Here is a 21,546-nt window from a genome sequence, read left to right on the forward strand (position 1 = left end):
ATGCTGTATTATATATTTCAATATTTAGAGAGTGAATTTAATTTAACAGGAGCAAGTGTGTTTCAGTTTATTACGTTTCGTGCTGCAATCGCATTTATTTTGTCTTTGTTGATATCAACTATATTCGGGAAAAAAATAATTAATTTTTTAAGAAAACAACAAATTGGTGAAACAGTAAGGGATTTAGGTTTAATGGGGCAGGTGCAAAAAGCAGGAACGCCAACGATGGGCGGACTTATTATAATTCTTGCCACTCTAGTACCGGTTTTGTTATTGGCAAAATTAGAAAACATTTACATCGTCATCTTGTTAATTACTACCGTTTGGATGGGTGTGATAGGTTTTACGGATGATTATATAAAAGTATTTAAAAAAGATAAGGCAGGCTTAAAAGGTAAATTTAAAGTGTTAGGTCAAGTCGGCTTAGGAATAATTGTAGGTTCTATGCTTTATTTTCATCCAGATGTAACAATTAAAGAGCAGCTTCCTATTTTACAACAAGTAGAGCAAGTAAACGGAAAAGTAAAGGTTTTTGGTGAGGCACATAAATCAACAAAAACAACCGTTCCGTTTTTAAAGAACAATGAATTAGATTATGCAAAAGCGTTTAACTTTTTAGGTGATGGTTATGAAAAATACGGATGGGTTGTTTTCATCTTCGTAGTTGTTTTTATTGTAACCGGAATATCAAATGGCGCAAACCTAACAGATGGAATCGACGGGTTAGCGGCCGGTACATCCGCAATTATGGTGATCGCATTGGCAATATTTGCATGGGTATCAGGAAATATAATTTTTGCAGATTATCTCGATGTAATGTATATCCCAAATTCTGGAGAAATGACGGTATTTATATTCGCATTTGCAGGCGCCTTAATTGGGTTTCTTTGGTACAATACATATCCTGCACAGGTTTTTATGGGAGATACAGGGAGTTTAACAATCGGAGGAATTATAGCGGTTATTGCTATTGCAATTCGTAAAGAATTATTGTTGCCAATTTTAGCAGGAATTTTTGTCGTTGAGAATTTATCAGTAATTCTTCAGGTGTTTTATTTTAAATACACCAAAAAACGATTTGGAGTAGGAAAGAGAATTTTTAAAATGGCACCATTACATCATCATTATCAAAAATTAAATTACCATGAAAGTAAAATAGTTACCCGTTTTTGGATTGTAGGAATCTTATTAGCTGTGTTAACTATTATAACCTTGAAATTAAGATAAAATGAAAAGGTTGGTAGTTCTTGGCGGAGGAGAAAGTGGTGTTGGTACAGCATTATTAGGAAAAGAAAAAGGATTTGAAGTTTTTGTTTCTGATAAAGGTTGTATTGCAGAGAGGTACAAAAAAGTTCTTTTACATAATTCAATCGATTTTGAAGAAAATAAGCATACAGAAAGTAAAATTTTTAATGCCGATGTAGTAATGAAAAGTCCTGGTATTCCTGATGGCGTAAAGTTAGTTCAAGAATTGATTTCAAAAGGAATAAAAGTAATTTCTGAAATAGAATTTGCAGCTGAATTTACAAATGCAAAAATAATCGGAATTACAGGTTCAAACGGAAAAACAACGACCACTCTGTTAGCAGGTCATGTACTTAAAAGAGCGGGGTTAAACGTTGGTGTAGGAGGAAATATAGGTGATAGTTTTGCGCAGCAGGTTGCACAGAGAGATTACAGTGAATATGTGTTAGAATTAAGTAGTTTTCAGTTAGATGGAATTATAGAGTTTAAACCACATATTGCAATTATAACAAATATATCAGCAGATCATTTAGATAGATACGAGTATAGTTTTGATAAGTATATAGCATCAAAGTTTCAAATAACAAAAAATCAAACGAAAGACGATTTTTTAATATATGATGCAGATGATCAGGCTATACAAAATTGGTTAAGTAAAAATAAAGTTAACGCAAAAAAAGTGCCTTTTTCGGTTGAAAAAGAATTAGAATATGGTGCTTTTTTAAGACAAGATAAAATAATAATGAAATTAACAACAGAAGAAATATTGATGAACGTTTCTGAATTAGCATTAAAAGGAAAACACAACACTAAAAATGCAATGGCTGCATCTATGGCTGCAAGATTGTTACAAGTAAGAAAAGAAACAATAGCCGAAAGCTTATTGGATTTTGAGGGTGTAGCGCATCGTTTAGAATATGTGCAAAAAATTAATGGTGTACAATTTATCAACGATAGTAAAGCTACAAATATAAATGCTGTTTTTTATGCATTAGAATGTATGGATAGCCCTACAGTTTGGATAGTTGGAGGAGTTGATAAAGGAAACGATTATACCGATTTATTACCATTGGTAAGAGAGAAGGTAAAAGCAATTGTTTGTTTAGGTTTAGATAATCAAAAGATTATAGAAACCTTTGGTAGTGTTGTAGACGTTATGGTTGAGACAGCTGGAGCGGAAGAAGCTGTTAAGGTTGCAAATAAAGTAGCAAAAGCAGGAGATGTTGTTTTGTTATCTCCAGCATGCGCTAGTTTTGATTTGTTTGAAAATTACGAGGACAGAGGTAATAAGTTTAAAGAAGCTATTAAAAATTTATAAAAATAAGTAGATTAATGAAAACCATTTTTCAACATATAAAAGGAGACAGGGCTATTTGGGCTATTGTTGCTGTGTTGGCAATATTTTCATTTATGCCTATTTACAGTGCTAGTACCAATTTAGTTTATGTGGTTGGTAATGGTTCTACATTAGGGCATTTAGTAAAGCATGTTGTCTTATTAATTACTGGTTTTGCAGTAATTTATGGGGTACATAAAGTTCCGTATAGGTATTTCAGTGGAGGTTCAGTTATAATGTTACCGATAGTGGTGCTGTTATTGGGTTTTACATTGGCTCAAGGAACAACAATTGGAGGTGCGAACGCAAGTAGGTGGATTCGTATACCGTTTGTAGGTATTGGTTTTCAGACCTCTACGTTGGCAGGCTTAGTGTTAATGGTATATGTATCTAGATATTTAGCAAAAAATAAAGAGAAATTAATATCGTTTAGAGATAGTTTAGTTCAACTGTGGTTGCCTGTAGCTTTAATACTATTGTTGGTGCTTCCTGCGAACTTCTCTACAACAGCTATTGTTTTTTTTATGATTTTATTATTAGCTTTTATAGGAGGATATCCATTAAAGTATATAGGGTATATATTAGGGTTAGGCCTTTTCTCGTTGCTTTTTTTCATACTTGTAGCAAAGGCTTTTCCAGATGCAATGCCAAACAGAGTAAGTACTTGGCAGAGTAGGTTAGAAGGGTTTTCTGATTCAGGCAGAAAAGAGAATTACCAAGTAGAAAAAGCAAAAATAGCAATAGCCACTGGCGGTATGTTAGGAAATGGACCAGGAAAAAGTGTTCAGAAAAACTTTTTACCGCAGTCATCTTCCGATTTTATATATGCGATTATTGTTGAAGAATATGGTTTGGTAGGAGCTGTTATTGTTGTATTCATTTATTTTTTATTGCTATTTAGAATTTTAATAACAGCTAAAAAAGCAACTACAATCTTTGCGACATTGATGGTGTTGGGAGTAGGGATACCAATTGTTTTTCAGGCAATGATTAATATGGCTGTAGCTGTAAACATATTGCCAGTAACGGGGCAAACATTACCACTAATTAGTAGTGGAGGTACCTCTATTTGGATGACTTGTTTTGCTTTGGGAATGATATTGAGTGTTAGTGCTCATAAAAATGAAACAGAAGAAACAATTCTAGATGATAATCCTTTAAGTGTCTTACATGAAACAATCGATTAACGTTATTATAAGTGGTGGTGGTACAGGCGGGCATATTTATCCGGCAATAGCAATTGCAAACGAAATAAAAGTCCGTTATCCAGCGGCTAATATTTTGTTTGTTGGAGCGAAGGATAAAATGGAGATGGAAAAAGTTCCACAAGCTGGTTATAATATAAAAGGATTGTGGATCTCAGGTATTCAAAGAAAGTTGACAGTTGCTAATTTAATGTTTCCTTTTAAGTTGCTGAGCAGTTTATGGAAAGCGCATAGAATTATCAAAAAATTTAAACCAAACATAGTGATTGGCACTGGTGGTTTTGCAAGCGGACCAACGTTAATGGTTGCTAATAAAAAAGGAATTCATACTGTGGTGCAGGAGCAAAATTCATATCCAGGAATTACAAATAAGTTACTAAGTAAAAAAGCAGGTAAAATATGTGTTGCTTATGATAATTTAGAGCGTTTTTTTCCGAAGGATAAAATTGTAAAAACAGGAAATCCTGTTCGTCAAGATTTGTTAAGTATTCATACAAAAACTGCAGAAGGAAAGGAGTTTTTTGAATTAGATACTTCTAAAAAAACAATGCTAATTTTAGGGGGAAGTTTAGGGGCAAGAAAGATAAATCAACTAATAGAAGAAAATCTAGACTTTTTTAAAAATCAAAACATTCAATTAATCTGGCAATGTGGTAAGTTGTATTTTGAAGATTATAAAAAACATAATGAAGTTGAAAATGTACAGGTACATCAGTTTTTAAATAGAATGGATTTAGCTTATGCGGCGGCAGATTTTGTGGTTTCAAGAGCGGGTGCAAGTTCGGTATCTGAATTATGCATTGTAGGTAAACCAACTGTTTTTATTCCGTCACCAAATGTGGCAGAAGATCATCAAACAAAAAATGCGAAATCTATTGTAGATAAACATGGTGCTATTTTAGTAAAAGAAAGTGAACTAGATACTTTTCCGATTGTAATAGAAACATTATTAAAAGATAAAGGAAAACAGCAGAGTTTAAGTGAAAATATAAATGAGTTAGCGTTGCCTAATGCAACGAGTGATATTGTTAACGAGGTAGAAAAATTAATAAATAGGTGAATTTAAAAACAGTACATAACGTTTATTTTATAGGTGTCGGAGGAATTGGTATGAGTGCTATTGCTCGTTATTTTGCTGTGAACGGAAAGCAAGTGTTTGGATACGACAAAACACCAAGTCCGATTACTAAAAAATTGGAGGAGATTGGTGTTAAAATCCATTTTGAAGATGCTGTTAAAAATATCGATATTTCTTGTTTAGATAAAAAACAAACGTTGGTGGTTTATACACCTGCGATTCCGAGTACGCATCAAGAATTAAATTATTTTATCAATAACGGATTTGAGATTTTAAAAAGGGCTGAGATTTTAGGAGAAATAACAAAAAATACTTTTTGTTTAGGTGTTGCAGGTACGCATGGTAAAACCACAACGTCTTCAATCTTAGGTCATATAATGCAGCCTGAAAAGGCAACATCTTTTTTAGGTGGAATTGCAGAAAACTATAACTCGAATTTAATTTTAGGAGAAGATAAAATATCAGTTGTAGAGGCAGATGAGTTTGATCGTTCGTTTTTAAAGTTATCTCCAAATATTGCGTGCGTTACTTCTATGGATGCTGATCATTTAGATATTTATGGAGAAAATGAAATGTTGCAACAGTCGTTTAGAGAATTTGCAAATAAAGTTTCTGATACATTAATTGTAGAAAAAGGATTGCCTTTAAAAGGATTAACATATGCTGTAGATGATGTTGCAGATTACAGAGCATACAATGTAAAAGTTGAAACAGGGATATATGTTTTTGATGTGCAAACACCAACATCAGAAATAAAAAATATAGAATTCCATTTGCCAGGAAAGCACAACATGATGAATGCTCTGGCTGCTTTAGCAATGGCTGATGTTTATGGTGTTTCGTTAGAAAGTATTAAAGAGCAATTAAGAACTTTTAAAGGTGTTCAGCGTAGATTTTCATATAAAATCAAAAATGAAAGCATAGTGTTGATTGATGATTATGCACATCATCCAACAGAGATTAATGCCGTAGAACATTCTGTGCGAGAAATGTATCCAAAAGAAAAAGTATTGGCTGTTTTTCAACCGCATTTATATACGAGAACAAAAGATTTTGTAGAAGATTTTTCAACTGCGCTTTCTAAGTTTGATGAACTGTTGTTATTAGATATTTATCCGGCAAGAGAACTGCCTATAAAAGGAATTACTGCTGCCTGGTTATTAGATAAAATAAATTCAGTTAATAAGGCGTTGGTATCTAAAGAAAACTTAGAGAGAGAAATCTTAAAATCTGAATCGAAAATTATAGTAATGTTAGGAGCGGGAGATATTGGTTTATTGGTTGACGAAGTAAAGAATAGTTTAGAGAAAAAATATAATATTTAAGAATGAAAAAAGTAGCAACATATCTTTCTTTTTTCGTGTTACTGGTGTTTATGGGCTTTTTATATGGCTTTACAACTAGTAAAAATGGGGTTAAAAAGGTAGAAAACACTGTGGTTGAATTTGAAGCAGGTAACAATAACTTTTTGACACACAGTATGGTTGATAAATTGTTAATACAAAATAAAAAATTTGTTAAAAATCAACCAAAAAGAGTAGTAGATTTACACCTTTTAGAAACCAAGGTTTCTGAGAATCCTTATGTTGAAAAAGCAGCTGTTTTTTTAACAATTAATGGCGTCTTAAAAACACTGATAAAACAACGTACACCAATAGCTCGTGTTATTAATAAAGATGAGTCTTATTATGTAGATAAGTTTGGAGTGAAAATTCCCTTATCGATGAATTTTTCAGCAAGAGTTCCGTTGGTTTCGGGAGTAGAGAGTATTAAAGACATCAGTGAGTTAATAAACTTGATAAAAGTAATTGAAAGCAATGATTTTTTAAGTAAAGAAATTATTGCAATTCAAAAAAATACTCAAGATGAATATGTTTTTACAGTTAGAAGTGGTGAGTATCAAATAATTTTTGGAGCGCTAGAAGATATAAATGTAAAATTTAAAAAGTTAATAGCTTTTTATAATAAAGCATTGATTGATAAAACAATTAAAAATTATAAGACAATAAATGTAAAATACCACAACCAAGTTGTGTGCACAAAACAAAAGCAAGATGGAGAATAATAAAATTGCAGTTGGTTTAGATATTGGTACCACCAAAATTGTTGCTATGATTGGTCGTAAGAACGAGTACGACAAATTAGAGGTTTTGGGTATTGGTAAGGCTAAGAGTTTAGGTGTAAAACGAGGAGTGGTAAACAATATAACCCAAACTATTCAATCTATTCAACAGGCAGTAGATGAAGCACAAAGTGTTTCTGGCCAGATGATTGAAAATGTAGTTGTGGGTATTGCAGGTCAGCATATTAGGAGCTTACATCATAGTGATTATATAACTCGTGAAAAATCAGATGAAGTAATTAATGAAGCAGATATAGAAAGTTTAGTAAATCAGGTACACAAATTGGTAATGCTTCCGGGTGAAGAAATTATTCATGTTTTACCCCAGGACTTTAAGGTTGATAGTCAGGCGGAAATTAAAGAGCCTATTGGTATGTATGGAGGTAGGTTAGAAGCTAACTTTCACGTAGTTGTTGGTCAGGTTTCTTCTATCAGAAATATAGGGAGATGTGTTAAAAGTGCTGGTTTAAGTTTGTCAGATATAACATTAGAGCCATTGGCATCAGCATCAGCAGTTTTAAGTCAAGAAGAAAAAGAAGCAGGTGTTGCTTTAATTGATATTGGAGGTGGTACAACTGATTTGGCAATTTTTAAAGATGGTATTATTCGCCATACAGCAGTGATTCCTTTTGGAGGAAATGTTATAACTGAAGATATTAAAGAAGGCTGTTCTATAATTGAAAAGCAAGCTGAATTGTTAAAAGTTAAATTCGGATCTGCTTGGCCAGGAGAAAATAAAGAAACAGAAATTGTTTCTATTCCAGGATTACGAGGAAGAGAGCCTAAAGAGATTACTCTTAAAAATTTATCGAAAATAATTCATGCTAGAGTACAGGAAATTATAGAGCATGTGTATTTAGAAATAAAAAATTACGGGCACGAAACTCAGAAAGGAAAACTAATAGCAGGGATCGTTTTAACAGGAGGAGGATCTCAGTTAAAACATTTGCGTCAACTAGTAGAATATATTACAGGTATGGACGTTCGTATTGGATACCCGAATGAGCACCTAGCAGGTGATTCTGACGAGGTTTTATCTAGTCCGTCATATGCAACTGCAGTAGGTTTGTTAATGGAGGGTTTACGTAAAGATGCTTACAAGGTAGAAGAAGAAGTTGCTAAGGAGCCCATAGTTGCTGAGACACAAAATATTATAGAAGCAGAAAATGTTTCGGAGGAATTGAATGTTGAAAAACAAGTGGTTAGAGGGAAAACAAAATCTATTTTTGATAAATTTAGAGAAAGATTTACGGAGTTTCTAGATAACGCGGAATAAGTAAGTATATAAATTAAGTGTTCTTTTTTATCCCCTAGAAAAAGAAAGTAAATGAATAAAAATTAAAAGGAAAGTTATTATGAGTACAGAATTCAATAACATTTCATTCGACATGCCAAAAACACAATCGAATGCTATTAAAGTGATTGGTGTTGGTGGGGGTGGAAGCAATGCTGTAGACCACATGTTTAGTAAACAAATTCACGGAGTAGATTTCGTAATTTGTAATACCGATGCGCAAGCGTTAGAAAGCAGTCCTATTCCGAATAAAATTCAATTAGGAGCACATCTAACTTCTGGTTTAGGGGCAGGAGCTAATCCTGATGTTGGTGCACAAGCAGCAGCAGAAAGTATCCAGGAGATTCAGCAAATGTTAAGCACGCATACTAAAATGGTATTCATTACTGCCGGTATGGGTGGTGGTACAGGTACAGGAGCCGCGCCTATTATAGCAAAGATTGCAAAAGATATGGATGTTTTAACGGTAGGTATCGTTACAATGCCATTTCAGTTTGAAGGTAGAATGCGTACCAAACAAGCTCAAAAAGGTATAGATGAACTACGTCAAAATGTAGATTCACTTATTGTTATAAATAATAATAAGTTACGTGAAGTTTACGGAAACTTAGGTTTTAAAGCAGGTTTTTCTAAAGCGGATGAAGTTTTAGCAACAGCTGCTAAAGGTATTGCAGAAGTAATAACACATCACTATAAACAAAATATTGATTTACACGATGCTAAAACTGTGCTTTCTAATAGTGGAACTGCAATTATGGGATCTGCTAAAGAAACAGGAGATAACCGAGCTAAAAACGCCATAGTAAAAGCATTAGATTCACCGTTGTTAAATGATAACAAAATCACGGGAGCTAAGAACGTTTTACTATTAATTGTTTCAGGTGCTAATGAAGTTACTTTAGATGAAATCGGAGAAATTAATGACTATATTCAAGATGAAGCAGGTTATGATGCAAACATCATTATGGGAGTTGGTGAAGATGAGTCTTTAGATGATGGTATTGCTGTTACTATTGTTGCAACGGGTTTTACTGCAGATCAACAAGGAACAATTACAGATACTGAGGTGAAAAAAATTGTTCACACCTTAGAAGATGAACAGAAGGCTACCTATAATTTTGGAGAAAAAAAAGTACAGGTAGCACCAGGTCTTAATCAACCTTTCGCTTCAGCAACACCTAGTAAAGTTGTTCATGTTTTAGAGGAAGAAAAAGAAGCGCCAAAATCAAATTTAATTCCTACAACAGAGGCTATAAAAAACATTAATGTTGTTTATGAAGAGGTTGCTATAGAAACAATTTCTGAAGACGATTTTATTATTACAAATATTGCTGAGCAAGAAGTTGTTAAGCAAGAAGTACAACAACAGCCTGTTCAACAAGACTTATTGTTTGACTTACCGGTAAATTCATATGAAGAAATTACACCAGTAGCGCCAATTGTAACAACAACAAATGAAATTAAAAACATAAAAGTTGTAGCTCAAGAAGTAAAACCTCAGGTTCATCAAATAGAAAAGCGTTATGTTTTAGATGATTTTAATGCGCAGCCAACCATTGGTAAAAGTTCTACTCCGGTTATAAAAGAGGAAGTTGAAGAAGCTTTACAATTTAAAGTGAAGACTAAAACTAAAGAAGAAATTAATAATATAGAAACGACAAGCGAAGAGGTTTCACCTTTAGAAATTACCATATCGGAATTGCAAAAAAGAACGCAAGAAAGACGTGATAAAATGAAAGGGTTTAATTATAAGTTCAACGATCAAGTTAGTAAAAATATTGATGAAATTGAGCGTCAACCAGCCTACAAAAGATTAGGTGTAGATATTAATACAGGTTCTGATATTAGTAGATCAGATACTGCATTAAATACAGATAATAACGATTTGTTACGTTCTAATAATTCGTTTTTACATGATAATGTAGATTAATAAAATAAGAATATACTTTTTTAAAATTCCCGCCTTGTCGGGAATTTTTTAATCATAAAAAAAGAAAGATGAGTTTACAAAAACAAGTGATGGATAAGATGAAAGAAGCAATGAAATCGAAAGATACAGTTGCTTTAACAGCTCTTAGAGCTTTGAAGTCAGCTTTTATGTTAGCAAATACTGAAACAGGAACAGGGGAGATTACAGAAGCTGAAGAATTGAAAATTATTCAGAAACAAGTAAAACAACGTAAAGATAGTGCCGTAGTTTTTTCTGAACAAGGTAGGGCAGATTTGGCAGATCCTGAATTGGCAGAAGCAGCCGTTTTAGAACAGTTTTTACCTGAAGCTTTATCTGAAGATGAAATTGAAAAAGTGGTAAACGAAACTATTGTTAAAGTCGGAGCAGAAGGGATGAAAGATATGGGAAAAGTAATGGGGATGGTTTCAAAACAATTAGCAGGAAAGGCTGATGGCAAAACTATTTCAATGATTGTTAAAAAAAGCTTAGCTTAATAATAATGGCTGCGTAGTTCAACTGGATAGAATATCAGATTTCGGCTCTGATGGTTGGGGGTTCGAATCCCTTCGCAGTCACAAAAAGAACAAAAAAGCAGTAGAAATATCTACTGCTTTTTTAGGGGAATATAAAAAGGGGAACTTTTTTAATAAAGTGCTAAAGTATATAAGAATTATTTTATGTTATGTAACTTAAGTTACATAACATTTTAATTTTCTTAAAATTAAAGAGCTAGTATTTTTATTTGATTTCTATGTAATTCTATCTTCGATTGTTTCTCTAAAGCTTTCAATAATCTAGAGATGACAACTCTAGAAGTGTGTAAGTCATTAGCTACTTGTAAATGAGTAACATTTAAGACATCATTGCCAACGACCATAGCCTTATCTTTAAGGTATTTATATAAACGCTCATCCATATTTAAAAAAGCAATAGAATCTACAGCTTCAATGAATTCATTAAGTCTAGAATGATAGCTTAGTAAAATATACTCTTGCCAACTTTTGTATTTACTTAACCACTCGGACATTTTGTTTTTAGGTATCATTAATAATGTAACATCCGTCTCGGCAATTGCTTTGATTTTACTTTTTGTTTCTCCCATACAACAAGAAAGTGTCATTGCACAAGTATCACCTTTTTCAATATAGTACAAAACTAATTCTTCTCCCTCTTTATCTTCTCTTAAAATTTTAATAGCACCGCTAATTATTAAAGGGATAGAGACCATATTACTATCAACATCAATAATAATAGTGTCTTCTTTAAATTCTTTATAAACGGCAACATTAGCGATTTCGTTAATTAAATCATCTTCAAATAAGTAACCGTAATGTTGTTTAATTTTTTCTATCAATTTATTTTAGTTTTAGTTAGCCAACTCTTTTAGTATTTTAATAGTTTTGGCAGGGTTATCACTTTTAAAAACATAGCTACCAGCTACTAAAACATCAGCGCCAGCTTCAATAAGTTTGTTCGCGTTTTTATTGGTTACTCCCCCGTCAATTTCTATTTGACATTCAGAATTCGAAAACTCGATTAAATGTTTTAATTGAGTTACTTTTTTATAGGTATTTTCTATGAAAGATTGTCCGCCAAAACCAGGATTTACACTCATAATACAAACCAAGTCTAAATCGGCAATTACGTCTTCTATAACAGCAATTGGTGTGTGGGGGTTTAAGGCAATTCCGGCTTTCATTCCTGCAGCTTTTATAGCTTGAATTGTTCTATGTAAATGTGTACAAGCTTCGTAATGTACCGTTAAAATATCGGCTCCTAAATCTGCAAATGTTTGAATGTACTGATCAGGATTAACAATCATCAAATGTACATCGATTGTTTTCTTGGCGTGTTTCGTTATCGCTTTTAAAACAGGCATTCCGAAAGATATGTTTGGTACAAAAACGCCGTCCATAATATCAATATGAAACCAATCGGCATCACTATTGTTTACCATTTCGATGTCTCTTTGAAGATTTGCAAAATCTGCCGCTAAAATTGATGGTGCAATTAATTTACTCATTTGTTTGTTGTTGTGTTGTTATGTAGTGTAAAGATAATTAATTGGTCGTTGTTTTTTGAAATTTAAAAGTAAGAATGCTAATTTTAATTCTCTTTTTTTCTTTTCCATTGCTGACAAGAAACAAAAATCTAGTCTTATTTTAATTTTTTTGAACTTTAGCATTGTACTCCACTATTGCATCCAGACCACTACGTTATTTGGTTGCTTGCCGTTTCATACAATTTGAATTCTAGCAAAAATTAAAAGTATGCCATTGTAAAAGGTTTAAGTTTAGTCCGGATTAACTCCGCTTTTATATTTTATAGCGTCGTTGAATATTTTGTATTTGAAGTGACATCCTTTTTATGCTTAAAATAAATAAGCGTCATTGCGAGGTACGAAGCAATCTACTTTTTAATTATAAGATTACTAAAGTTTGTAAAATACAAGCTTCGGAATAGCAGCATAAAAAGATAGAGAGGAAAGCGGGAAATAGCTTCAAATAAAAAAACTCCCGAAAATGAATTCGAGAGTTTTATATATCTTCCATGCTTGATAGCGCATGAGTGTGATACTTAATGCAATCTGTGATTGTGCTAGCCTAGGTAGGTCATTAATATTTTAGATCTAGAAGTATGTTTTAATCTTCTGATAGCTTTTTCTTTAATCTGACGCACACGTTCACGAGTTAAATCGAACGTTTCACCGATTTCTTCTAAAGTCATTGGTTGGTGTTCTCCTAAACCGAAGTATAATTTTACAACATCAGCCTCACGAGGTGTTAATGTTTCTAACGCACGGTTAATTTCGATACGTAAAGATTCATGTAATAATGTTTTATCTGGGTTTGGAGATTCACCTGAGTTTAATACATCGTACAGGTTAGAGTCTTCACCCTCAATTAAAGGAGCATCCATTGATACGTGACGACCAGAGTTTTTCATAGACTCTTTTACATCGTTCACTGTCATATCTAACTTCTTAGCAATTTCTTCAGGACTTGGCGGTCTTTCGTTTTCTTGCTCTAAGAAAGCATACATTTTATTAATCTTGTTGATAGAACCAATCTTGTTTAACGGTAAACGTACAATACGAGATTGTTCTGCTAATGCCTGTAATATCGATTGACGAATCCACCATACAGCATAAGAGATAAATTTAAAACCACGAGTTTCATCAAAACGTTTTGCCGCTTTAATTAAACCTAAGTTACCTTCATTAATTAAATCAGGTAATGTTAAACCTTGATTTTGATATTGCTTTGCTACCGAAACAACGAAACGCAAGTTGGCCTTCGTTAATTTTTCTAAAGCTCTTTGGTCACCAGCTTTAATTCTTTGTGCCAATTCAACTTCTTCATCAGCAGTAATTAAATCTACCTTTCCTATTTCTTGTAAATATTTATCTAATGATGCGGTTTCTCTATTAGTAACCTGCTTGGTAATCTTTAGTTGTCTCATCTAATTAAGTACTATTTTTAATTCATCTATCCGTCTACATTAGCTTATACGTATGAAGTTTCAATAATGTTACAAAAAAAATAAAACTTTTTCGAAATATATGTTTTAAACAATTCATCGATAGATTATGCTCTTTTGAAGATATAAGATGCTGTTTAAACGTTTTTAAATTTTTTGAGATTAATCGTTTATTTAATTTGTGTAGTAAATATATAGATAGAATGAATGATATAGTATTAGAAATGACAGATGAAGATTTAGTTTTTGAAATAATTAGAACTAATAATAACATACTTTTTGCAGAATTATATCAACGCTTTTCAAAGTTTGTATATATTAATTGTTATGGTTTTTCTAAAAACAAACAAGAAGCAGAAGACTTAAAACAAGATGTATTTGTTATGTTATTTTTAAAAATAAAAAATTTTAAAGGTATGTCTAAATTTTCTACATGGTTATATTCCTTTACCTATAACTTCTGTGTGAATTATGTACAAAGAAATAAAGAGAGAAAAAAAGAAAAAGTAACTATCGCAACAGATGATATTAAGGAAAAAACTAATCAAGATGAAATAGACAGTATTTTCTATTTTGAGCTAAAGATTGATAAATTACAAAGAAGCTTAGACATGTTATATGTTTCAGAAAAGAAAATATTACTCATGAAGTATCAAAAAGAAATGAGTATTAAAGAAATTTCAAAAATATTAAATATAGGAGATAGCGCAGTAAAAATGCGTTTGAAAAGAACAAAAGAAAAAGTTAAAAAAATTTATAATGAACTATAATAACTGCATATTATATTTTCTTTTAAAAAAAACTTTTTATTGATATTGAAGTGTTAAATTTGTAACATAGAACAAATATATAGTAACCTTTTTTGTAAAGTAGTGTCTAAATTATTTAGATACCGAATTACAAATCTAGAACCAAAATTAGCTATTGAAACCCATTGATGATACAAAACTAAGCGATGAGGAGCTAGTTAGTAAAATAGTAGAAAAAAATGACACTCATTTATTCGCTGTTTTATATGACCGATACGCTGGTATTGTGTATAACAAATGTTATGGTTTTTCAAATAATAAAGAAGAGGCACAAGATTTAACACATGATGTGTTCATTAAATTATTTATAAAATTAAGAACTTTTAAAGGAAGGTCTAAGTTTTCTACATGGTTGTATTCTTTCACCTATAATTTTTGTGTAAATTATGTACAAAGAAATAAAGAGAAGAAAAAAGAAAAAGTAACTGTTGTAACAGATAATATTAAAGAAGATAGTAATGACGATGAAATTGATGATGCTTCGTTATTTGAGTTAAAAGCTGATAAGTTAGCAAAGGCACTCGAGAAGATACAGGTTTCAGAAAAGATGATTTTATTAATGAAATATCAAGATGATATGAGTATTAAGGAAATTTCAGAAGCATTAGAATTAGGAGTAAGCGCAGTAAAAATGCGTTTAAAAAGAGCAAAAGAAAAAGTTATAAAAGCATATAATGCACTGTAATAATTATGGAGAACCCATTTAAGAAAATATTACATAACGAAGAATTGCCAGAGGCACTTAAAGGAAAAGTGCTAAACGATGTGGCAATGATTAAACTATCGATAGATATCGCTGATTTATTTGTGGTTAAATACCCAAGTACAATTGCTGATTTATTAGGTGGTGGTGCATCTAAAAATGAATTTAACAGCAACGAATAACAGAACCAATACGAAACTATGATTATATTACAAATTGATATTATTAAGCCTTTTAAAAATATTTTTCAGAATATTATTGATTCATTACCAACAGTACTTGGCTTTATTGGCTTTGTTATATTAGCTTGGTTAATCATCAAACTCTTTTTGTTTATTGTTAGAAAAGCATTAACAAAAACAAAGATTGATGAATGGTCTAAAAAATTAAGTGAAACTCAAATATTTGGTAATTCTACCATAAATATAGTATTAACAAATGCAATACTCGCGGTTTTAAAATGGTTTTTAATTTTAACCTTTGTAATGGCTGGATCTAATATCTTTGGTTTGATAGTGGTTTCAGAAGGTATTACAAGCTTTTTTGCATATCTACCAAAACTATTAACAGCGTTAGGTATTTTTGTAGCTGGGGCCTATTTAGGTACAATGGTTAAGAAGGCAATACAAACAATGTTTAAATCGTTAGAAATATCAGGAGGAAACCTTGTAGGAAATATCGCTTTTTATTTAATAGTAGTTTTTCTGTCAATAACAGCACTAGATCAAGCAGGTGTAGATACATCAGTAATTAAAAGCAACCTAACTCTTTTAATAGGTTCTGTTCTGTTAGCATTCACTTTAGCCTTTGGTTTAGGAGCAAAAGAGGTGGTTGCAAGATTACTTTATGGTTATTATTCGAGGAAAAATGTAAGTATTGGTAAAGAAGTTATTATAGGTGATGTTGAAGGTGTTGTAATAGCTATAGATAATATTTGTTTAACCATTAAAACAGCTGAAGGAAAAGTTGTTTTTCCTATTAAGGAGGTGGTAGACAGTAAAATAGTTGTTAAAAATTAATGATTTGTCGGTTTTTATTTTATATTTGTTGATAATAATGAAAAGTAAATTAAGAAAATGATAGATTTCGGGGGACTTCTATCTTATAGATAAAGATTTATCTTTGTCGTTATGACCATCGAAAGATGGTCATTTTTTTTGTAAAAAAAGTGACTTAATTAAAAAAGAGGTGTCAAACTGCTAGATGATAGATTCGGGGGGATCTATCATCTAGTAGTTAACTAAAATGACTTCCGGTAACGGAAGTCATTTTTTCTTTTAAGTAAATTAAGAGCATAAAAAAGCCACTGTTAACAGTGGCTTTTTGTTATTCGAAAGATAAGTGTAAAAACACTCCTCTTGTACCTAAGAAGTCAATAGGATCTGTCCATTGACTTGGGCTTGTATTATCGTAAACAGCTTCGTTATTAACAGCAAATACTCCTCTAATAGAAGGGGAGAACTTAAAGTAACTTAAGTAAATATCTATTCCAATACCAACTTCGTACATTATATTGCTAGAAGTGGTTCTAAATTCACCACCAAAATTATCATCACTATTACTTTCGTTACTAGAAAAATTATAATCATATGATATACCTCCTAATACATAAGGTCTAATATTATTAAGTCTGTTGGTGCTAAGTTTTAAGATAAAAGGTAGACGTAAATATGTGGCACCGACTTCTCTTTCTTTCTGGTTTTCTGTTCCAACAATATGTTTAAAACGCAATGTTTTAGTGTTAGACATTAAACCAGGCTCAAAACGTAGGTTAATATTGTTATGTAACCTTAAATCAGCAATTAAACCAACATTAAACCCAATAGATGAACTTACTTCTATCTCAGCATTATTAAATGAGCTAGGTTTGTAGGCAACTTTATATCCATTATTATTTAAACCTAGGTAAAAACCATAATGAAATATCGGTTTATCAAAACTAGGAAGATTTAATATCTTTTCACTTTGCGCTTGAAAGCTAATTGTGATAAATGCGAAAAATCCGAAGAACAAAAGTTTTTTTAACATACTATTTTAAAGCGGTATAAATTGATGCGACTCCAAAAGTCACAGGTAAATTCTTTGCATTGTTAAACCCGTTTTTTTGTAAAATATTGTTAAAGGCTTCTCCAAAAGGAAAAGAATTTGCACTTTCTGATAAATAAGAGTAAGCAACTTTGTCTTTTGAAAATATTTTACCAATAATGGGTAAGATAAAATTGGTGTAAAACTTATAACCTTGTTTAAAAGGAAACTTAGTAGGGTTAGAGGTTTCTAAGACCACAAATTTACCTCCGGGTTTTAAAATACGGTATATTTCAGTTAAACCTTTGTCTAGGTTTTCGAAATTACGAACTCCAAAAGAAACTGTAATGGCATCGAAAGTATTATCATCAAAAGGCATGTCTTCGCTATCGCCAACAATCATTTCAATCTTATCACTTAAGTCTGCTTTTGCTATTTTTTGTTTTCCAACTTCTAGCATTCCTGCAGATATATCTAAACCTACAATTCTTTGCGGATTTAATTTCGCCATCATTAAAGCTAAATCGCCTGTTCCGGTAGCAATATCTAATATTTGCTGCGGATTATTTTCGCCAACTAATTTCACCACTTTTTTTCGCCAACTTACATCAATTCCTAAAGAGATAACGCGGTTTAAGCCATCGTAATCTTCAGAAATATTATCGAACATTTTTGCTACTTGTTCTTTTTTTCCTAATTCAGAATTTTTGTATGGTTTGATGGTTTTAGACATGTGATTTTAAAATTATCCGTTAATAGCAACTACTTCGTTAATCTGATTTGGTAGCATATCTTTAAGCATGGTTTCAATACCATTTTTTAAAGTAACAGTTGATGACGGGCATCCGCTACAAGCGCCTTGAAGAATTACACTCACTCTTTTTGTTTCTTTATCGTAGGATTGAAACGCAATGTTTCCTCCATCTGAAGCTACAGCAGGTTTTATGTATTCATCTAAAATGTCAACTATTTTAGCTTCTATCTCTGTTAAATCTTCTTTCGGGATTTCAACATTTTGCGTTGTTTGCTGTTTCGGAAGTTCTTGTATAATTGTTTTTCCGTCTTGAATATAGGTTCTAATAAATGAACGAATTTCTTGATGAACTTCATTCCACTCTATCATATCGTATTTTGTAATAGATACGTAGTTTTCAGAAATGAAAATTTCTTTAACAAATGAGAATCCAAATAATTCTGTTGCTAAAGGAGATGATTTACTAGCTTCTTCAATGTTTTTAAACTCAACATCTGTTTGCGTAAGTGCTTTGTTTGAACCAAACTTCATTACAGCCGGGTTTGGCGTAACTTCAGCATACACTTCAACAGCATCTTTTTTAGTTGTTTCCTCTTGTACAAGCGTATTACCTTCTTGTAAATAGTTTTCTATTTGTTGGCGAACTTCTTCTTCAACATCATCCCATTGAACAATATCAAAACGCTGAATAGCAATGAAGTTAGCAGTGATTAGTATTTTTTTTACAAAAGGAAGGTAAAAAAGTTGTTGTGCTAAAGGTGAATTTTTAGCTTCGTCTATATTGTTAAACTCGTAACTACCACCGTTTACTAAAATTTTGTTACTCACAAATTTAAGAATGGTTTCGTTATTAGTTTCTTGTAATGTTATTTTTAGTGTGCTCATAGGTTGTAAAGTAAAGTGCAAAATTACGGTAAAAAAGTGAGATATGTATATATAAAACATCCTGCAAAAGCAGGATGTTTTATATATATTGTTTAGGATAGAATTATAGGCTAAAAGTAATGGTTCCTGAAATTCTACTAGTATTGTTATCTATATTTAAATCACCAGGATTATAGATTGTATAATATTGTCTGTTTTCGTAATTACTGTAAGATAAATCAAACTTCATGTTTCCGAAGTTGTAACCTAAACCAGCTGAATATCCTTTGATATTATCTTTATTGGTATTGCCTCCTATAAGTAAGTTTGGGTCCTTTTCATAATGATATCCACCTCGAATACTCATTTTGTCGAAACGCCATTCTGTACCAATGTTTAAAGCGTGTGTATTTCGATAGTCATTTGAGAAGTTTGCGTTTTCTTGATTAAAATCACCATCATTAAATTTAATATTTTTATAATCTTTATAGGTGTAATCAACACTAATTAAACCTTGTTTACCAAAAATATAAGCACCACTGGCAGTTAGTCTTCCAGGTGATTTAAATTTATAAGCATAAGAATCTGGACCAATAACATCAAAATCTTCATCAATATTTAAAGCATCAACTTCATTCATTATCAATTCATCATAATAATCTTCAATAACTTCTTGATACCAAGTTGGAGTTTCATAAGCTAAACCAATTCTTATGTTTTGATTTACTTTATAGATGAAACCTAAGCCAAGAGAAAATCCGCTTCCTTGTATGTAAGTTTCTGTATAACTTTCTACATCTAAAATATTCCCGTCAACATCGTCATTAACTTCATTAAAATAAGCTTCTCTGTAAAACTCTAAATCATGAAAGTTTAAAGAGGCTCCTACAAATAATTTGTTTTGGTGTACGGCAGAGAACCCTATATTAAATACACTTGCTTCACCTTCTGTTTTGCTAGAGTTATATTGGTCGACACTTGCATCAAACTGTGTTTTTGTGGGTTTTGTGTCAGCAACATGTTCGTTGTAGAATAGGCGATTACTATTACCTTCAGCTGAATAAAATGCGTTAAAATCTTTTTTAATTCTGTAATTAAAACTTAATGCAAAACGATTCCAATCATTGTTATAAGCGGTGTCAAAAGTTAAAATACCACCAGCTTGGCTAACGTCAAAATAATTGTCTTGTGTGTTTGTGGTGTTACCGTAATACATAGATGAATACTCGGTGTTTCTGTTGCCTAGAGTTACTGAAAATACACTTTTTTGCGCAACGGCAGCACCTGCAGGGTTAACGCTAAAAGCAGAAATATCACCTCCTAAAGCACCGAATGCGCCACTCATACTTTCAAAACGAGCTGTTCCGTAATTGCCATCTTTAGAAAAAAGAATACCTAAATCATTATAGCTTAATGATTGAGAAAAGGCACTATAAGTACTAGCGATCAGAGTCGCGAAAATTAAAATTCTTTTCATGTTTTTTGTTAATTAGTTTTAAAATCTATTTAGAAAAATGGATTATAATTATCTCCTACCGCCCCTAGAGCTTCTGCTACTAGAAGAGCTTCTTGAACTTCTACTGGAACTACTTCTAGATGAAGAGCTACGTGAACTTCTAGTTGGAGCAGAGTAACTTCTTGAGCTTTTGCTTCGCGAAGAATAGTTACTATTGCTCTTAGGCTGTTTACTTTTTCTGTAACTAGAAGAGCTTCCTTTGTTCGATTTAGAATAAGATCTGTTGTTTTTAGTACCTCTTGTAGAACTACTACGACTACTTCGGTTACCTCTTGTTCCTTTTACAGATCTGTTTCCGTTAGGGTTATATCCTTTTGTGTATCTTTTATTAGAACTCCCTCTTGTTGGTTTTTTAATTCGTTTGTTTTTTCGTGACTTTACATCTTTTGTAGAACGTGTAAGTTTAGTGTTACTTCTTCTGTAGGTTTTTGATGATCTTCTAGAGGTAGAGTAATTTCGGTTATTGTTTTTATAACCTCTATTATAGCTAGTTGTTCCTCTTCTTGAGTTTGATACAGTTCTATAACCTCTATAATAATTTGCTCCTCTATAAGGTCTATAATAACGATTGTTATAGTAGTGATTTCTATAATATGGGTTATTAAGCCTTCTGTAGTCGTAAGGAGAGTTCCAGTAATTGTGATACCCCCAGCCATAACCATAGAATCTCGGTCCCCACCATGGATTGTTGAAGTTACGATAACCATATAAACTAAAGCTATCCCACTCAGTATAATAACCCCATCTCGGTGAAGTGTTTATGTTTATTACAACATCACTGTTATTATCGTTATAGCCCCAAGGTTCATTGTTGTTATAGTTAATATTATTTTCTTCTTCATATATAATATCTTCGTCTTCATTGTAATCACCATCATCAGAAGTATAGTTTTCTATATCCGTAAAAATATCGGTTCCGTTTAATGCACCTAAACGTTCAATTTCTTTGGTAAAATAATTTTCTTCATATTCCTGATATTCATTTTCATCAGCAATAATAACTCTTCGCTGAGGTTGTTCTTGAGGAGTGTCAGCATAAATACCATCACCACTGTCAGCAACCGTTTGCATTGTTCCGCAAGAAACAAGTGTTATTATCATAAATAAAGATAGAATATAAATAGGGAGCTTGGTTTTGGCGTAATATAACTTCATGGCTGATTT

At 32.0% G+C, this 21,546-nt stretch carries 21 protein-coding genes and 1 tRNA gene; 14 read left to right on the plus strand and 8 right to left on the minus strand.

Annotated features, from left to right (window positions below; genetic code table 11):
* The 10 genes from mraY (at position 1) to H0I30_RS12555 (ending at position 10,806) form a co-directional block, all read left to right on the plus strand.
* Complete coding sequence (mraY, locus tag H0I30_RS12510) at positions 1-1,227, plus strand: phospho-N-acetylmuramoyl-pentapeptide-transferase (protein WP_218772193.1); 1,227 nt, start codon at positions 1-3, stop codon at positions 1,225-1,227.
* Between the two features lies 1 nt (position 1,228).
* Complete coding sequence (murD, locus tag H0I30_RS12515; RefSeq protein WP_218772194.1) at positions 1,229-2,563, plus strand: UDP-N-acetylmuramoyl-L-alanine--D-glutamate ligase; 1,335 nt, start codon at positions 1,229-1,231, stop codon at positions 2,561-2,563.
* Positions 2,564-2,577: 14 nt separating this feature from the next.
* Entirely contained in the window at positions 2,578-3,768 is a 1,191-nt protein-coding gene (locus H0I30_RS12520; protein WP_218772195.1) for an FtsW/RodA/SpoVE family cell cycle protein, read from the plus strand.
* A complete protein-coding gene (gene murG, locus H0I30_RS12525) occupies positions 3,752-4,846 on the plus strand; it encodes an undecaprenyldiphospho-muramoylpentapeptide beta-N-acetylglucosaminyltransferase (protein ID WP_218772196.1) in 1,095 nt (364 codons plus the stop codon). Before H0I30_RS12520 ends, murG begins: the two co-directional genes overlap by 17 nt.
* On the plus strand, positions 4,843-6,189 hold the full coding sequence (gene murC / locus H0I30_RS12530; RefSeq protein WP_218772197.1) for a UDP-N-acetylmuramate--L-alanine ligase: 1,347 nt from the start codon (positions 4,843-4,845) through the stop codon (positions 6,187-6,189). Before murG ends, murC begins: the two co-directional genes overlap by 4 nt.
* Before the next feature lie 2 nt (positions 6,190-6,191).
* Positions 6,192-6,929 (plus strand): cell division protein FtsQ/DivIB, encoded by a 738-nt coding sequence (locus tag H0I30_RS12535; protein ID WP_218772198.1) that lies wholly within the window; start codon positions 6,192-6,194, stop codon positions 6,927-6,929.
* Positions 6,919-8,262, plus strand: coding sequence for a cell division protein FtsA (gene ftsA / locus H0I30_RS12540; protein WP_218772199.1), 1,344 nt, complete (start codon positions 6,919-6,921; stop codon positions 8,260-8,262). The genes H0I30_RS12535 and ftsA overlap by 11 nt, the downstream gene beginning before the upstream one ends.
* Before the next feature lie 79 nt (positions 8,263-8,341).
* Complete coding sequence (gene ftsZ / locus H0I30_RS12545; protein WP_218772200.1) at positions 8,342-10,210, plus strand: cell division protein FtsZ; 1,869 nt, start codon at positions 8,342-8,344, stop codon at positions 10,208-10,210.
* A 68-nt stretch (positions 10,211-10,278) separates the two neighbouring features.
* Positions 10,279-10,725 (plus strand): GatB/YqeY domain-containing protein, encoded by a 447-nt coding sequence (locus tag H0I30_RS12550; RefSeq protein ID WP_218772201.1) that lies wholly within the window; start codon positions 10,279-10,281, stop codon positions 10,723-10,725.
* Between the two features lie 7 nt (positions 10,726-10,732).
* Positions 10,733-10,806, plus strand: a tRNA-Arg gene (locus H0I30_RS12555).
* Positions 10,807-10,952: 146 nt separating this feature from the next.
* On the opposite strand, the gene H0I30_RS12560 is transcribed toward H0I30_RS12555, so the two are convergent.
* From H0I30_RS12560 to H0I30_RS12570, 3 genes are all read right to left on the minus strand, one after another.
* The gene (locus tag H0I30_RS12560) at positions 10,953-11,585 is read right to left on the minus strand and encodes a Crp/Fnr family transcriptional regulator (protein ID WP_218772202.1); all 633 of its coding nucleotides are present in this window, start codon (positions 11,583-11,585) and stop codon (positions 10,953-10,955) included.
* 12 nt (positions 11,586-11,597) lie between these two features.
* Positions 11,598-12,254: a ribulose-phosphate 3-epimerase gene (rpe, locus tag H0I30_RS12565; RefSeq protein ID WP_218772203.1), complete on the minus strand. Its 657-nt coding sequence runs from the start codon at positions 12,252-12,254 to the stop codon at positions 11,598-11,600.
* A gap of 575 nt (positions 12,255-12,829) precedes the next feature.
* Positions 12,830-13,693, minus strand: coding sequence for an RNA polymerase sigma factor RpoD/SigA (locus H0I30_RS12570; protein WP_028890199.1), 864 nt, complete (start codon positions 13,691-13,693; stop codon positions 12,830-12,832).
* 221 nt (positions 13,694-13,914) lie between these two features.
* Here H0I30_RS12570 and H0I30_RS12575 point away from each other — a divergent pair, with 221 nt between their 5' ends.
* The 4 genes from H0I30_RS12575 (at position 13,915) to H0I30_RS12590 (ending at position 16,242) form a co-directional block, all read left to right on the plus strand.
* Positions 13,915-14,481: an RNA polymerase sigma factor gene (locus tag H0I30_RS12575; protein WP_218772204.1), complete on the plus strand. Its 567-nt coding sequence runs from the start codon at positions 13,915-13,917 to the stop codon at positions 14,479-14,481.
* 154 nt (positions 14,482-14,635) lie between these two features.
* Positions 14,636-15,205, plus strand: coding sequence for an RNA polymerase sigma factor (locus H0I30_RS12580; RefSeq protein WP_218772205.1), 570 nt, complete (start codon positions 14,636-14,638; stop codon positions 15,203-15,205).
* 5 nt (positions 15,206-15,210) lie between these two features.
* Positions 15,211-15,405 carry a hypothetical protein gene (locus tag H0I30_RS12585; protein ID WP_218772206.1) on the plus strand — a complete coding sequence of 65 codons (195 nt, stop codon included), beginning with the start codon at positions 15,211-15,213 and terminating at the stop codon, positions 15,403-15,405.
* Between the two features lie 18 nt (positions 15,406-15,423).
* A complete protein-coding gene (locus H0I30_RS12590) occupies positions 15,424-16,242 on the plus strand; it encodes a hypothetical protein (RefSeq protein WP_218772207.1) in 819 nt (272 codons plus the stop codon).
* Positions 16,243-16,549: 307 nt separating this feature from the next.
* Here H0I30_RS12590 and H0I30_RS12595 read toward each other — a convergent pair whose 3' ends face one another.
* The 5 genes from H0I30_RS12595 to H0I30_RS12615 form a co-directional block, all read right to left on the minus strand.
* Entirely contained in the window at positions 16,550-17,251 is a 702-nt protein-coding gene (locus H0I30_RS12595; protein ID WP_218772208.1) for a porin family protein, read from the minus strand.
* 1 nt (position 17,252) lies between these two features.
* Complete coding sequence (gene ubiE / locus H0I30_RS12600) at positions 17,253-17,981, minus strand: bifunctional demethylmenaquinone methyltransferase/2-methoxy-6-polyprenyl-1,4-benzoquinol methylase UbiE (RefSeq protein WP_218772209.1); 729 nt, start codon at positions 17,979-17,981, stop codon at positions 17,253-17,255.
* A 12-nt stretch (positions 17,982-17,993) separates the two neighbouring features.
* Complete coding sequence (locus H0I30_RS12605; RefSeq protein WP_218772210.1) at positions 17,994-18,887, minus strand: NifU family protein; 894 nt, start codon at positions 18,885-18,887, stop codon at positions 17,994-17,996.
* 103 nt (positions 18,888-18,990) lie between these two features.
* Positions 18,991-20,343, minus strand: a complete 1,353-nt coding sequence (locus H0I30_RS12610; RefSeq protein WP_218772211.1) for an OmpP1/FadL family transporter — start codon at positions 20,341-20,343, stop codon at positions 18,991-18,993.
* A gap of 48 nt (positions 20,344-20,391) precedes the next feature.
* The gene (locus H0I30_RS12615; RefSeq protein WP_218772212.1) at positions 20,392-21,537 is read right to left on the minus strand and encodes a hypothetical protein; all 1,146 of its coding nucleotides are present in this window, start codon (positions 21,535-21,537) and stop codon (positions 20,392-20,394) included.
* Positions 21,538-21,546: the final 9 nt, after the last annotated feature.

It is taken from the genome of Tenacibaculum sp. AHE14PA (assembly GCF_019278465.1).
GTDB classification, from domain to species: Bacteria; Bacteroidota; Bacteroidia; order Flavobacteriales; family Flavobacteriaceae; genus Polaribacter; species Polaribacter bernardetii.